This window comes from Paraburkholderia haematera (genome assembly GCF_905220975.1).
Lineage (GTDB): Bacteria > Pseudomonadota > Gammaproteobacteria > Burkholderiales > Burkholderiaceae > Paraburkholderia > Paraburkholderia haematera.
Window position 1 is genome coordinate 88,719 of sequence record NZ_CAJNBK010000022.1, and the last position, 13,845, is coordinate 102,563.

Annotated in this window: 13 protein-coding genes; 9 read left to right on the forward strand and 4 right to left on the reverse strand. The window is 53.5% G+C overall.

Going from position 1 to position 13,845, the window contains the following annotated elements; genetic code table 11:
* Window positions 1-93: 93 nt before the first annotated feature.
* The 4 genes from KHO23_RS27615 to KHO23_RS35750 all read left to right on the forward strand — a co-directional run bounded on the left by KHO23_RS27615 (window position 94) and on the right by KHO23_RS35750 (window position 3,066).
* Window positions 94-1,632 (forward strand): PepSY-associated TM helix domain-containing protein, encoded by a 1,539-nt coding sequence (locus tag KHO23_RS27615; RefSeq protein ID WP_211615053.1) that lies wholly within the window; start codon window positions 94-96, stop codon window positions 1,630-1,632.
* Between the two features lie 36 nt (window positions 1,633-1,668).
* Window positions 1,669-1,869 (forward strand): copper chaperone PCu(A)C, encoded by a 201-nt coding sequence (locus KHO23_RS27620; RefSeq protein ID WP_211615055.1) that lies wholly within the window; start codon window positions 1,669-1,671, stop codon window positions 1,867-1,869.
* 285 nt (window positions 1,870-2,154) lie between these two features.
* On the forward strand, window positions 2,155-2,508 hold the full coding sequence (locus KHO23_RS27625; protein WP_211615056.1) for a hypothetical protein: 354 nt from the start codon (window positions 2,155-2,157) through the stop codon (window positions 2,506-2,508).
* A gap of 114 nt (window positions 2,509-2,622) precedes the next feature.
* A complete protein-coding gene (locus KHO23_RS35750) occupies window positions 2,623-3,066 on the forward strand; it encodes a hypothetical protein (protein ID WP_236067014.1) in 444 nt (147 codons plus the stop codon).
* A 51-nt stretch (window positions 3,067-3,117) separates the two neighbouring features.
* Here the strand turns inward: KHO23_RS35750 and KHO23_RS27635 are convergent, their stop codons facing one another.
* On the reverse strand, window positions 3,118-4,020 hold the full coding sequence (locus KHO23_RS27635) for a pirin family protein (protein ID WP_211615058.1): 903 nt from the start codon (window positions 4,018-4,020) through the stop codon (window positions 3,118-3,120).
* 824 nt (window positions 4,021-4,844) lie between these two features.
* Here KHO23_RS27635 and kynU point away from each other — a divergent pair.
* The 5 genes from kynU (at window position 4,845) to KHO23_RS27660 (ending at window position 10,507) form a co-directional block, all read left to right on the forward strand.
* Complete coding sequence (kynU, locus tag KHO23_RS27640; RefSeq protein WP_211615061.1) at window positions 4,845-6,074, forward strand: kynureninase; 1,230 nt, start codon at window positions 4,845-4,847, stop codon at window positions 6,072-6,074.
* An 82-nt stretch (window positions 6,075-6,156) separates the two neighbouring features.
* Window positions 6,157-7,575 (forward strand): amino acid permease, encoded by a 1,419-nt coding sequence (locus KHO23_RS27645; protein ID WP_211615064.1) that lies wholly within the window; start codon window positions 6,157-6,159, stop codon window positions 7,573-7,575.
* Window positions 7,576-7,792: 217 nt separating this feature from the next.
* Window positions 7,793-8,857, forward strand: a complete 1,065-nt coding sequence (locus KHO23_RS27650; RefSeq protein WP_211615065.1) for a porin — start codon at window positions 7,793-7,795, stop codon at window positions 8,855-8,857.
* A gap of 144 nt (window positions 8,858-9,001) precedes the next feature.
* Window positions 9,002-9,823, forward strand: coding sequence for a transporter substrate-binding domain-containing protein (locus KHO23_RS27655; protein WP_211615068.1), 822 nt, complete (start codon window positions 9,002-9,004; stop codon window positions 9,821-9,823).
* Between the two features lie 102 nt (window positions 9,824-9,925).
* The gene (locus KHO23_RS27660; RefSeq protein ID WP_211615071.1) at window positions 9,926-10,507 is read left to right on the forward strand and encodes a cytochrome b; all 582 of its coding nucleotides are present in this window, start codon (window positions 9,926-9,928) and stop codon (window positions 10,505-10,507) included.
* 451 nt (window positions 10,508-10,958) lie between these two features.
* Here the strand turns inward: KHO23_RS27660 and KHO23_RS27665 are convergent, their stop codons facing one another.
* From KHO23_RS27665 to KHO23_RS27675, 3 genes are all read right to left on the reverse strand, one after another.
* Window positions 10,959-11,441, reverse strand: a complete 483-nt coding sequence (locus KHO23_RS27665; RefSeq protein ID WP_211615073.1) for a substrate-binding domain-containing protein — start codon at window positions 11,439-11,441, stop codon at window positions 10,959-10,961.
* A gap of 78 nt (window positions 11,442-11,519) precedes the next feature.
* Entirely contained in the window at window positions 11,520-11,849 is a 330-nt protein-coding gene (locus KHO23_RS35700) for a helix-turn-helix domain-containing protein (protein ID WP_211615076.1), read from the reverse strand.
* An 857-nt stretch (window positions 11,850-12,706) separates the two neighbouring features.
* Window positions 12,707-13,633, reverse strand: a complete 927-nt coding sequence (locus KHO23_RS27675) for a LysR substrate-binding domain-containing protein (RefSeq protein ID WP_211615079.1) — start codon at window positions 13,631-13,633, stop codon at window positions 12,707-12,709.
* Window positions 13,634-13,845 lie beyond the last annotated feature (212 nt).

Genomic DNA, 13,845 nt, shown 5'->3' on the forward strand with positions numbered 1-13,845 from the left:
CGCCCGATGTGCTCGATGCATCCGCGAGTTGCAAACCCGCGCATGCATCGCTGCGCATGCCGATCGACCCACAATTTTCTTCAGGAGGATTGAATGTCCACCACCACCGCTCAACGCACGACTTCGGCAACGGGCGCCACGAGTGCCACAAGCGCCGGCTACCGGACCCTCTGGCGCTGGCACTTTTACGCGGGCCTCTTTGTGATGCCGTTTCTGGTGGTGCTCGCGATCACCGGCACGCTGTATTGCTTCCAACCGCAAATCGAGCCGCTGCTTTACCCGCATCGTCTGATCGTCGAACCGCAAGCCACGCCCAGATTGACTGAAGATGCCTTGCTTGCCAAAGCTCGCGCGGCAATGCCGGGCGACGCGCGCGCGGTGACGGCGCCCATTGCGAACGCACCGGATCGCAGCACCGAGTTCATCTTTCGTCTCGCCAATGGTGAAAAGCAGAGTGTCTATCTGAACCCATACAGCGGCGAAGTATTAGGCACGCTGAGCGTCGAGCGCCGCTTCATGCAGGTGGATCGCATGCTTCATCGCAAGCTGCTGCTCGGCAAACCAGGCGAGTTACTGATGGAGTTGGCCGCATGCTGGACACTCGTGATGATCGGCACCGGCATCGCACTCTGGTGGCCGCGCGAGAAAACCACTGCACGCGCGGCGCTGGTGCCACGTTTCTCACTGCAAGGCCGCGCGCTTTGGAAGAACCTGCACGCCGTGATGGGCATCTGGCTCGCGCTCGGCGCGCTCGTATTCGTGCTGAGCGGTCTGCCGTGGACGGGTTCGTGGGGTAAGCAGTTCAAGGCACTCGCGAGCGCCGCCAATCTTGGCGCGCCGCCGGGATCGTGGGGCGGCCTGCCGTTGCGCTCCACCTTGCCTGGCATGCACGCCGGCGAACCTCCTGGCACTGCGGATACAAGCGCCGAAACGCAAGCGGCTCACGGAGCCCACACTGTCCAGCCATCAGTCCATGAACACGACGAGCACAGCGCCCACGCGGCGAACATGGATTCGATGCCGGGCATGGTGATGGACGACCTGCCCTTGCCGCTCACGCCATGGGCCGTGGGCAACACGCCAGTACCGCAATCCGCCGACGCACACACGGCGCAGACGCTGCCGCTCGGACGCGTCGTTGCGCTCGTCGCATCGCTCGGTGTGCCGAGCGGTTACGACATCGTGTTGCCCGCCTCCGTTACGGGCGTCTACACCGTCTCGTACTTTCCCGCCGACCCGAAAGACGAGCGCACGCTGTACATCGACCAATACAGCGGCGCGGTGCTGAAAGACATTCGTTACGGCGACTACGGCGCGGTGTCGAAGGCCGTTTCGTACGGTACGTCGTTGCATATGGGCCGCTATTTCGGCGTTGCCAATCAGATCCTCTGCGCCGCGATTTCACTTGGGCTTGCGGGGATGGCCGTGACCGGCTGCGTGATGTGGTGGAAGCGGCGCCCGCAGCGCTCGCTCGGCGCGCCCTCCCGCGAGCGCGCCGCGCCGCCGATGCGCGGCTGGAAAACCGGCCTGGTTCTGCTCGGCATCGTCTTCCCATTGATGGGCGCCACACTGCTCGCGGTGTGGCTCGCCGACCGCACGCTTTTTGGCCGCGCCGCGCGGCAATCTGCTTAATGCTTCATTTCCGCTGACAGAACCAAGGAGCACATCATGAAGACGTCACGCCAACTTCTACTCGCCGCCTTGCTGTGCGGATCATCTATTCAGGCCTTCGCAGGCGCCGCGGCAACCGCAAGCGTATCGGGCTGCTGGATCCGCGCCTTGCCGGGCGATCTGCCGTCGGGCGGCTATTTCAAGGCCGTCAATGCGGACAGCGGGCGCGTCAGGCTGAAGCCCAGGCACATCAGTTAGCCCTCGACATGCGCACGCTCACCCAGTGGCTCAGTCATGACATCCTGGCGCTGGCGGGGCCGGCCCTTGCCACGCGACAGACGCTGTTCGACGTCGTCGTCCAGGAGCTCGCCGCCCGCGAGCCGCAGGATGCGCGACGCATCCGCCCGGTGCGCGTTGCGCTGCAGAGCCAGCGTGATGACCTGTTGGCGTTCGCCGGCGTGCTCGATGCGAAACTCGCCGGGATCGCGCAGGCCGCGGGCGTCCCCGACGATCTAGTGCGCGCCGCTTGCCTATTGCACCGCAATGCCGACCACATCGCGCGCGTACTGGCAAGGCTGGGGGCGGTTACGATCAAAACTGGGCAGCCAGTTCCACGCCGTCTTCGCCGCCGTCGCCCAGGTCATAGAACACACGCCGCGCAGCAGTGCGCTGGTGGAAAACCTCAACTCGCGGCTGCACAACTACTTCACGCTGCGGCGCCATATGGGCAACTCGTACCTTGACCTGCAGCGGTTCTTCCTGAACCATCGGCGCTTCCTGCGCAGCCGGCGAGCTCAACGCAACGACAGGAGCCCGCGTGAGCTGACGACCGATCAGAATCATCCGCACTGGCTCACGCTGCTCGGGCTCGGTCCTCGTCAGCCTCAGCGGACCTGAAGCGGGGAGGTCCACGACCTCCATTTATATTGCATTGCTAGCTAATCTGGCCTTAACAGGCGGGACGACGTTCGTCCGTGTCACCCAAATTCGGCCGATTCTGAACCACGCCGTATGATCTTGATCGTCGACTATGAGTTCAAGTACGAACTTATCGTTTGCGATAGCACAGGCGACGGGCTCGAACCAGGTTGCCAACGAATCTGCATTGACGGCAATCGCGATCTTCGCTCTCCCATCGGCTCCTGGCTTGATTTGCAGAAGCGTGTCTGCCTCCAACAGTTTCAGCGCCTGAATGTGCAGAAGAAGCGTCTGCCCGGCGGGGGTCGGAGTAACCCTGTCACGTATCAACAGTGGCGTTCCGAGAGCCTACTCCAGTGCAAGGATTCGCTGAAAGACCGCACTACGAGTGACGTTCAGCACGCGAGCCGCCCGGCCGAAATGCCGTGCTTCCGCAACCACAGCAAACGTTTCGAGCTGTTGCTGATCGATATTCATATTTTAGAATCGTCACCGTGCCTGCACGACCAAGCGACCCGCGAAGCGGCTCCTCATTGATAGGCGCAAACAAGTCGATCCCGCAACCCGTACGTTCCGACGACCGCCGTGCTACCCCCAGGTCTCATCATCAAGTACTGTTCCAAATCGACCCGCACGAAATTCCGAGAACGCCTTAGAAAGCGAAGACGCACTTTCAAATACAAACGGTCCCTCCTGAAACACAGGCTCGTCAATTCGGGGACCGGCGAGCACGACGAAATGGGAGGTACCAAGAGAAGCCAATCGCACAAGCGCCTCGCTATCTCCAGCGCCGGCGCAAACGGCCTGATCGCCATACTTGACAACTCCGTCCTGAGTTACCAACGTACCTTCAATTACATATATCCAGGCGTTCCACTGCGGTGCTAATGGAACAAACAGACTTTCTCCTTTGCGCGTGATAAAGCCGTCCAGCATCAGGACCGGTCTTGGAACCACTGCTGGCGATCTCGCACCGTTGAATTCGCCTACTACAACCCTTACTGTCCATCCTCGTCCCGTCACAACCGGAATATCGCGAGCTTTCACTCGAAAAGAGTCTGGTTCGATCCATTTCATAGCAGCAGGAAGATTCACAAATATCTGCAAAGCGTGTATGTGCGCTGCGGAACTCTTCGGCTTTTGAGTGTGCAAAACACCACGTCCAGCAGTGGTCCAGTGAAGATCGCCTGCACCGAAAACCGTTGACTTGCCAAGCGAGTCAACACTGATCATCTCACCAACAGTGTCTTCGAACGTGAGCGTCACCGCAGAAAAACCCGCATGCGGATGCACGTCGAACGTTGGTTCCCACATATGAAAATGATCGACCAGAACAAACGGCGACATTGATTGCGCACCAAACTGCCGATATCGAAATTGCGAAATGGTGCAACCATTGCCCACTACGAGATGGGTACCGGCAACGGTTCTGGAGAAAACCAGATCATCGGCCGTCGACGTATTCACGTTGGCTCCGACGGGATTCATCATGAAGTGAGTCCGCTAAAGAATAGGTTGTTCGAAGATGACGGGCTGAAGTCTGCAGCGTCGGCGCCAATCGGAATATGGCGCTTTTCCATTGTCGTCCTGTACCAGCCTCGTCGAGTGGGGTTTCCTTTCGACCAAGTCTGCGCACACTGTATGTCAATGCGCCTTCCTTCTGAAAGCCACCCGCAGAGAAGCAATGTCTCGCCACTGGGAGGGTGCAGTAGACGCAGCTACGCCTTCACACGAGTAATGCACACACTCAAGGCTAGTAGCAGGTTGGCCAAATCTAGACGAGTTAGAGACGGGCCCTTCCACTTTTTCAATCATCCACCACTGCTTGACAAGAATCGGACGATGCTCCGGACCCCGACAGTAAAGAGAGAACGTCAATTCTCTGACAACCGTAGCCACTCGTTTCCAGACGCCAAACCGGACAGCAGACGACCCATCGCGAGCATCCGGTTCGCCTTTCGAAACCCACCAAGTTCACACGGTAAGAGGAGAATGGCTAGCATCAGTGAACCGAAGCTTCGCCGAGCGGCCCCGTCTTCACCGTGGTATCTAAATTTTCAATATTGTTAATCGCCAAAGCGGTGTTGTTTGGCATTTTTTCGCCTCGTACAGTACGTTCACTACACGCACAGCGATCGTAAAAAAGTCGCCTACCCGTGCGGATGGCGAGATCGAAGGCTTGGATCCGCGACCGGATCGACACTATCAGTCGTCGGCGTCATCTAACCCTCGTCTATACCAGTCGAGCAGCTATTAAAGGCTCGACGTAGCGACGCAACTGCAATTGCACTTCTCCAGTACAGGATGAAAAGTACATGATTACCCAAACTGAATGCTTGGTACTTGACGCGGCTGACACCTTGGCAGACCGCCGCTCGCGTTTTGACCTGCCCCCAGACACGATTTATCTAGACGGTAACTCGCTTGGTGCCATGCCAGCGAATGTGCCTGGCCGTATTAAACAAACACTTGAGCAAGAATGGGCCCGCGGCCTGATCCGCTCTTGGAACGACGCTAATTGGTATCCGGCGCCACAGCGCACCGGCAACAAGATCGCCACACTTACCGGCGCCGAACAAGGCGAAATCATCGTCGCCGATTCCACCTCCGTAAATCTCTTCAAGGTTCTGGTCGCAGCTAAACGGATGCGAGCCGGGCGTCGCGTAATTCTTGCAGAAAAAACGAACTTTCCGACGAACGTCTACATTGCCACAAGCGTCGCGCAATTAACGAACAGCGAATTGCGCTGCGTAGATCCAGACGAGGTGCTCGCCACAATTGACGAGAACACAGCAGTCGTCTCACTGACGCACGTGAACTACAGGACAGGGAAACGGTATGACATGGAGGCTATCACCCGTAGAGCACACGAAGTCGGGGCATTGATTGTTTGGGACCTATGCCACTCAGTCGGAGCGATGCCGATTCATCTGAATCGTAGCCAAGTCGACTTCGCTGTCGGCTGCGGCTACAAGTACCTAAACGGTGGCCCGGGTGCACCATCATTTGTTTTCGTTGCACGTCGTCATCTCGATTCTGTCCAACAGCCGCTTACCGGTTGGCATGGACATGCCAGACCGTTCGACTTTACGCACGAATACGTTCCTCATTCCGGCATTGAACGAATGCTAACCGGCACTGCGCCGCAAATCGGAATCCTCACGCTTGAGGCCGCATTGGAGGTATTCGACGGTATCGACCTAGACGTCCTTCGCGACAAAAGCGTGTCCCTCGGTAACCTCTTTATCGAACTGGTCGATCAGGAACTCGAAGGTCTAGGCTTCTCAGTAATTTCTCCCCGTGATGCACAAGAACGAGGCAGTCAAGTTTCTTTGTTGCATGAACAAGCGCACGCAATTACACAGGCACTGATCTCACGCAACGTAATCAACGGTTTTCGAGCGCCTGACGTCCTTCGTTTTGGCTTGGCACCGCTCTATGTACGCCACATCGACGTTTGGAACACCATCACAGCGCTTAGGGAAATCACCGAAACACGGGCGTGGGACAGCGACGCATTCAAGATTCGCAAGGCAGTTTCCTAAGATGCAGTGAATTCCCACTAGAACGAAGCACGGGCGGCAAACGGCAACGAGTGCCGAGCCGCCTCAGCCAGGAGATAAAGCCATGACCCAGCAGCACCGGCGCTTCGACACAATTGTCGATCGCGAAAAGGGACTTCACCGCAGTTTGTCCACCGGACAGCTATCGATGATTGCGATAGGAGGCGCTATCGGTACCGGACTCTTTCTCGGTAGCGGCTTCGCTATTGGTTTCGCTGGACCCAGCGTATTGATAAGTTACGCAATCGGCGCCCTGATCGCATTGCTACTCATGGGGTGTCTAGCCGAAATGACTGTCGCACATCCCGTCTCCGGATCCTTTGGAGCCTACGCCGAGTACTACATTGGCCCTCTCGCTGGGTTCCTCGTACGGTACGCGTACTGGTCGTCTCTCGTTTTTGCCGTAGGCACAGAGGTTACAGCCATCGCCGTATACATGAAGTACTGGTTTCCCAGCGTGCCAGGATGGTACTGGATCATCGGCTTTTCTGCTGCACTGATTGGCATCAACTTGCTGAGCGTCAAGGTATTTGGCGCCGTTGAATATGTCTTTTCCATGATGAAGATCATCGCGATCGTTGGCTTCATTATTCTCGGTGCCTACGTCGTATTCTCCTCAACGTCTAGTTCAGGAGTCGGGTTCTCTAACTACACGTCTCATGGCGGATTTTTCCCGAAGGGCGTGTGGGGAACTTGGGTAGCAGTGATCGTGGCAATCATCAGCTATCTGAGCATCGAAATGATCGCGGTGGCCGCCGGCGAGGCACACGATCCTCAAGTGGCCATTACCAAAGCGTTTCGAGTAACGATGCTCCGACTCGTCATCTTCTATCTGCTGACCCTCGCTCTGATGCTGGCGATAGTCCCGTGGAATCTAGCAGGCACGGACGAAAGTCCCTTTGTCAGGGTGATGGCCGCCACGCAAATACCGGGCGCAGCTGGTGCAATCAACTTTGTGATTCTCGTTGCGGCTCTATCTGCCATGAACAGCCAGCTGTACATCGCCACGCGCATGATGTTCAGTCTGTCTCGCGCGGGCCAGGCGCCGCGTCTCTTTGGACGGTTGAATTCCCGAGGTATTCCTGGATCTGCACTTTTCCTGTCAACAATCGGTATAGCACTAGCCACAGCATTGAACCTGATTTATCCGGGCACTGCCTTCGTACTGATGTTGTCCGTGTCGATGTTCGGAGCCATGTTCGCATGGTTGATGATTTTCGTTACGCACCTGTTTTTTCGGCGGCGGAATCGTGATGCCCTGCTCGTATTTCGGATGTGGGGCTTCCCTGTTACCACGATTTTCGGAATTCTTTTAATAATTTCGTCACTTATCACGACATACTTCACACGTGAGTTCAAGATGACGCTCATTACGGGTGTTCCGTTTCTTCTAATCCTATCCCTCATTTATTTCACGTGGTTTAGAAAAAACGAATCAACAAAATCATCTCTTATCTCTCAAGCACTCGAACAGGAAAATTGAGCCGCGGGGAACCGTTTCGTCAAATCCGCCTCGGAACCAGCTGACTGATTGTGCCTAAATTCGCAACGATGGCGGCACTCAAGGTCGCCGTCATCCCTGTTGCAAACATTCGGCCCGCACAAGATGAGTCATCAATAAAAATACAATTCGCCATTAAATACCTTCATAAAATCATTATAAAATAATCGTCAACGCAAAACATTTTCAGGAGACAAAAATGAATTTTCGTAAGTTAGGATTACTATCAACAATTCTTGCGTGCAATGTCACGTTCGCACAGAGTTCGGTGACCTTATATGGGGTTGTTGATCAAAGCCTTCGGTACACAACGAATTCAGATTCGAAAAATAACGGTGTTGTCCAACTGACAAACGGAGCTATGAATAACAGCCGTTGGGGAATGAAAGGTTCCGAGGATCTCGGTAAAAACCTGACAGCGATTTTTCAATTAGAAAATGGATTTGATCCACAAACCGGCCGTATGGACAATAGCGGCCGCTTGTTCGGTAGATATGCATATGTCGGGCTACAAAGCGAGCTCGGGACGCTGCAACTGGGACGTCAACCATCCGAGGGCTTCTACTTCTTTGGGTACCTCGATCCTCTCACGGTTGGAAATTACACAGCCAATCAATGGCCGTACTTTCTGACACAGGGTTGGTTCGACAACGTGGCAAGATATTATGTTTCGATAGGTAATCTGGAAATCGGCGGAAGCTATGGATTTGGTCAGCAACCTGGACAATTTAGCGCGAATTCGTCTTGGGGGATTCACTCCAAATACACAGTGTCGGGCCTGACCATCGGAGCTGTATACCAAAACGCTCGCAATGCACAGGCCCGTCCACAGCAAATGTGGGGGCTCGCTGCGACCTACGTAGTGGGAGCCGCCACGCTGTCGCTGGGATACATTGGTGGCGAAGATAAAAGCGGCGTAGTTGATAGTTTCCTAAACGACCCCAGCAAGAACGTCACACCCGGTTCATTTTCTAAAGCCCCCCGGAAGGACGCTATCGGGTACACAGGCATTTCTTATCAGTTTTCACCTGCGATCTCCGCAACGGGAGCCTTCTATTATGATAAAGCGAAGGACGTCAATGGTTATAACGGAAACTCCGGAACGCGTTATACGGCTGTATTACTTGTCGATTATTCACTTTCTAAATCGACGACATTGTATGGCACCGTGGATTTCAACAAAGTCAGTGGAGGGAATGACGCAGAGCTTCCCGGGAAAAATAATCAAACAGGAGTCGCAATCGGCTTGCAACACCGATTTTAGTCACGACGTACAACTCATTTAATTCCGTATACCTGACCAATTTCATCTCGCGCAATTCTATACCGAGTCAGTTTTCTCGCCTTCTGGCGGACAAATTTTCACGCTTGCGCGAGACGCAATTGAACCTCATCTGGATATTGAAAAATGAACTCAAACCGATTCTTCCTCGTCCTATCCGTTGCTCTTTTGAGCTCAATCCTCGCCTCTCGAGCTGCTTTCGCAGATCGTCTGGACGACATCAGAAATTCAGGCACCCTCCGTGTCGCAGTCCTTAGTGAAGATATGCCGTTCGGCTTTATTGATTCAAAATCCAATCGCCTGGTCGGTATGGACATTGATTTCGCGGAGCAAATGGCGGACAAACTCCACGTAAAGTTACAATTCATCCCCACCGACGCACCGAACAGAATACCGCTTCTAATTTCTGACAAAGTCGACTTAGTAATCGCGAATTTGACAATCACAGCCGAACGGAAACAGGACATTTCTTTTAGTATCCCGTATTTTTCGTCCGGGCAGCAATTTCTTGCAAGAAAGGGCGTACTCACCTCCAGATCACAACTAGCGCACATGACCATCGGGACCGACAGCGGAACGACTAATGAAAGCACCATTCGTCGCGAATTCCCAACGGCATCAATAGCGACATTCAGCAATTTGACGTCTTTGCTTTCGGCTCTCGACTCCGAAAAAGTACAGACAATCACATTGGATGGACCTGAACTCGCAAGCTTGATTGATGAGCACAACGACAAAGATAAATATGAAATATCTTCGTTCTCCATTTCAAAAGACTACATCGGAGTCGGAATTCCGAAAAACGAATGGAGTCTTGTGGATTTTGTGAATGCGTCGTTACTCGACTCTGAAAGAAGTGGGGCCGCGCTTAAAATCTACAACAGATGGTTTGGTCCAGAGACAAAAACTCCCCTACCTAGAAATTTCGAAATCGGCGATAGGGACTAGAGTGTTATTTTGCCTCCAGAATTAACTCCGTTTTCATAAATTCTACCGGTACATTCGTTCGCCGGGAAGTTTCGTCAACAACCATCGTACCTTGGGAATAAAATGAGCACTAACCTTTCGCCGCAACGTCGTTATTCGCCCCAGCATCAGGCAATGCATTGGATAACTGCACTACTCATGTTTTCCCTGCTTCCCACTGCATGGGTAATCGTCTCGATGAAGGAAGACACACCTGAATTTTTATTCTGGCTGACAATTCACAAAAGCCTTGGACTGCTAATTCTTTTTATCACGTGTTTCAGACTCATCTGGAGAATCTACGATCGCCCGCCCCATCTCCCAGCGAGCGTGTCCTTATCAAACAGGTATGTCGCACATATCGCTTCGGGAATACTTTTCGTTGTTATGATTGTGATGCCGGTGACAGGCTACCTTTGGACAACTGGCCACGGGTACGACGTTGAGTTGTTCGGAATCTGGACGATGCCTGAATTCGCTTGGAAAAACCGGGCGCTCGGCGATATTTGCGCCGCCATTCACAAATTTGGACAGTACGTCGTCTACGTGACTATTGGAATGCATATTCTGGGAGTTGCCTATCATCTAATTTTCAAGAAGGATGGCGTACTGGGAAGGATGCTCCCCCTCCATGCAACGGAACCCGAGGATGGGCAGTTGCCCTGATCCGATCCAAGATTCCGAAATCGGGCAAATCTGCTTCCCGCACGAAGTACGATCCTGCATAAAAGTCGCATCGGGTCTTCAAGGCAATTGAATCTTGCCTGATCTGGTATGCCCACAGCTTCCGATTGGTTGTGGGTCTGCCCCCCCTCGAGCGACTGGCGCTGCATTTGATGGACGCGCCGGAGCATGCGTGCCTTTTTCCTATCTCCGGTGTCTGATGTCTTGGATCCGACGTCTCCTCGTTCAAGCGGAACGCGACACATGCGTGCCCCAAATTGATAGCTGTCTTCAGGCAATGTTCCAGCACCCAGTTCGTATCCACGAGAATGCAGTCTTCGGGGTTGGCCGTTCGACCGCGACGTTCATCCTCGACTTAACAACAGCAACACGACGTGCCTACAACCCTGTCGCCACATTCACCGACGCAGGTCCACAACCCACGCCAAGCCGTTCACGGCGGAAGCAAACCCAAAATCGAATCCGACATCCATTGGGCTGTCGGTCCAATGGCGGTATCACGCAGGTGTATCAAGAATAGAGGCATATTGGCGCTTCGCGGATCAATCTCGTAGAGATTGAGTTTGACAAGTGGTCCGGAAGCAAGGTCATCTGCTACGAGTTCGCGAGGCATAAATCCCCAGCCCAATCCAGCTCGAAGCATCGCATGCTTCGAGCTGAAGTCTGTCGTCGATATCTGATTCGTCGAAAGAACAAAAAATGTACGCCTGCTCGACATATCGGTGAGATCGGTCAGAACGATCTGCGCCCAGTCCCTTAACACGTCGCGTGTCACCGCTCCGCGCCGCACGCACACGCTTTGTGGGGTGGACACGGGGATCAGTTCAACTGAAAAGATCATCTGAGCAACGAACTCCGGCGCAATATCTGGCAACGAACCTTGAACGCCAAGTTGGTACCGGCCACCGGTGAGCATCTCCGCCCCCCATCAGGTCCGTCTTCAAGCGCAGGGACACCGTCGGAAACGTTCGTCGATACTCAATTACCAACTTCACTATACAAGCCATAGGAAACATCGCATCCAACACCAATGACACCTCCGGCTCGAGTCCCTGTGACAGGTGCGGGCGCGCGACTTAAGCCGGTCAGCGCGATCGACGATCGTACAGGTATCGTCTAGCAATGCGTTGATATGCATCGTGAGTGTTGGTTTCCATTCGCCCCGATCGAATAACTTGACGCCCAGCCCTTCTTCGAGGTTAGCAATCGAATTGCTAACCGCAGATTGCGCACGTCGCAAATGTCTACCTGCTTTGGAAAAGCTACCTTGGTCTGCGATCGCGAGAAACGTGCGTAACTGGTCGAGGCTTACCTTATCGATCATGATCGTCAAATTCGATGAATTCAATCAGAATTTGATCTCTTTTTAACCGTCGCCCGTCACTTCATAGTAGACACGAAAAGATAAATCTCACCTCGCCTCCCGAAACTGATACGGGAGTTTTTAAATGCAAAATGTTGTAAATATACAGTATCAAATTTCAATAATCTTTGTTTATATTTGACATCTAATTTTCGATGAAATCAAACAAAGTCAATACCACTCCAGTGATTTTTATCACGTTGTTCGTCACATCTGTCGCGAGCGCCCAACAAAGCGATTCGCGCTCCGATATACTCAAACAAGTACAGAGATCGACTCAGGCGACAGAGGGCCACAAAGACAACGACGACCAATCAAATCATGTCCGGCATCCGAAAACAGCAGACGATATTAACAATCCTAAGTTATCTAAGGAAACGCTTAGTCTTTACCACGGTCATTAATAGCATTCCCAATTAAACATTTCGTACAGCGGCCTGTCAGATTTAATCCGCAGGCTGACCGCTATTGCGATCTTCCCGAGCCAAAAAATTAATTTCCTTGCAGTTTCTGTGCCTTTCATTCCAACATATATAAGTGCACCCATTCACTTATGTCGTCATCTTGTTGCAGGAAATGCCGCGTCGACGAGACATTGAAAGAATTTTGGAGAAAAATCACCTCCAACGCGCCCCCTCCCTCCGAGGGACCAGGCCAGACCGGAGTTCGTTGCTCCGGCCAAATCGATCCCGCGTCGATTCAAATCCTGGGAAGTTACGCCTGATCTCATTTTGATAAATGGCCTCGACCGAACGCAAGCACCGGGTTTCCACACCATGGCACTTTCCTGCGCACTACGCGAGGCCGGAACTCCGACATCAGTGAATACCATAACTACTTGAGAGAGCCAGCGGTAGCTCCGCTATGAGAAAGTCAATGAACCGGCGAACCGCCGGCGCAACGCCCCTGCGTGATGGCGTTATAACGGAGACCACGGCCGGCCGACCGCCATATTCCGGCAGGAGCCGCTCAAGCCGGCCCGCTGCGATATCTTCCTTAACGAAGTATTCAGGAAGTGCTGCCATACCGACCCCATCGATCGCCGCCTGACGAATGGTGACCATGTCATTTGACCGCAAACGTGCCTGGAATTGCACTCGTTCGTACGGTGCGTCTCCCTGCCGCAGGTCCCAGGTAGACACGGTCCCGGTCTCGCGATGATCTAGACCCGGAATCTTCCTAAGATCGGATATCTGATTCGGACGTTCTATTGCATCGAGAAATGACGGACTTGCTACGACGACAAGTTGGACGCTGCACAGGTCACGCTGGATCAGCGTAGAGTCTTCGAGAACTTGCTCATGCAAACGTAATACAAGATCGAAGCGTTCTTCGATGAGATCCACGGCCCGGTTTGTAACATGCTCGATAACGTTGATCTTCGGATGTATCGACATGAAACGTGGCAACAGTTTCGCTACAACGACCTGTCCCAGCACTGTAGGACAACTGAACCGAAAATTTCCCGCGGGTTCGCTTGCACGCTGCTGCATGGCGACTTCCGCATGCTCCGCGGCCGCGACCACATCCAGGCAATGGCGATAGAACGCCTCGCCGGCATCCGTAGCGATGAAGCTTCTTGACGTTCGCTGTATGAGTCGCACCCCTAAATTCTCCTCGAGGTCGATCAAACGACGACTGATGCTCGATTTCGGTTGATTCAAAACTTGGCTTGCCGCAGTGATACCACCGCAGTTGACCAACTGCACAAATAAATTAAAGTCGTTAAAGTCTAACATCGGCATACGCTGACCCCAGCGTCCCGTTGGTGGAATGATCCTTCCATATTACCGGCTTTTTGAGGCCCACGTAATCGCGTAAGTTTCGTTCTTGTAGTCAAGAACGCATTTGCATAAATTTTCTAGAAAATTTGCTCGAAGAGACTACGGAAGTGAAATTTTAGCCGGCAGAGTGATGAAACGACAGCTGAAAATTTTCGCCTCCCTAGACGAGGTCT

What these genes read in the sequence shown, in the direction of transcription:
- KHO23_RS27675 (WP_211615079.1), bottom strand. Translation starts at nt 13,633, where the DNA reads ATGCCGATGTTAGACTTTAACGACTTTAATTTATTTGTGCAGTTGGTC.
- KHO23_RS27620 (WP_211615055.1), top strand. Translation starts at nt 1,669, where the DNA reads ATGAAGACGTCACGCCAACTTCTACTCGCCGCCTTGCTGTGCGGATCA.
- KHO23_RS27615 (WP_211615053.1), top strand. Translation starts at nt 94, where the DNA reads ATGTCCACCACCACCGCTCAACGCACGACTTCGGCAACGGGCGCCACG.
- KHO23_RS35750 (WP_236067014.1), top strand. Translation starts at nt 2,623, where the DNA reads ATGATCTTGATCGTCGACTATGAGTTCAAGTACGAACTTATCGTTTGC.
- KHO23_RS27635 (WP_211615058.1), bottom strand. Translation starts at nt 4,020, where the DNA reads ATGATGAATCCCGTCGGAGCCAACGTGAATACGTCGACGGCCGATGAT.
- kynU (WP_211615061.1), top strand. Translation starts at nt 4,845, where the DNA reads ATGATTACCCAAACTGAATGCTTGGTACTTGACGCGGCTGACACCTTG.
- KHO23_RS27660 (WP_211615071.1), top strand. Translation starts at nt 9,926, where the DNA reads ATGAGCACTAACCTTTCGCCGCAACGTCGTTATTCGCCCCAGCATCAG.
- KHO23_RS27645 (WP_211615064.1), top strand. Translation starts at nt 6,157, where the DNA reads ATGACCCAGCAGCACCGGCGCTTCGACACAATTGTCGATCGCGAAAAG.
- KHO23_RS27650 (WP_211615065.1), top strand. Translation starts at nt 7,793, where the DNA reads ATGAATTTTCGTAAGTTAGGATTACTATCAACAATTCTTGCGTGCAAT.
- KHO23_RS27665 (WP_211615073.1), bottom strand. Translation starts at nt 11,441, where the DNA reads ATGCTCACCGGTGGCCGGTACCAACTTGGCGTTCAAGGTTCGTTGCCA.
- KHO23_RS27625 (WP_211615056.1), top strand. Translation starts at nt 2,155, where the DNA reads ATGCCGACCACATCGCGCGCGTACTGGCAAGGCTGGGGGCGGTTACGA.
- KHO23_RS27655 (WP_211615068.1), top strand. Translation starts at nt 9,002, where the DNA reads ATGAACTCAAACCGATTCTTCCTCGTCCTATCCGTTGCTCTTTTGAGC.
- KHO23_RS35700 (WP_211615076.1), bottom strand. Translation starts at nt 11,849, where the DNA reads ATGATCGATAAGGTAAGCCTCGACCAGTTACGCACGTTTCTCGCGATC.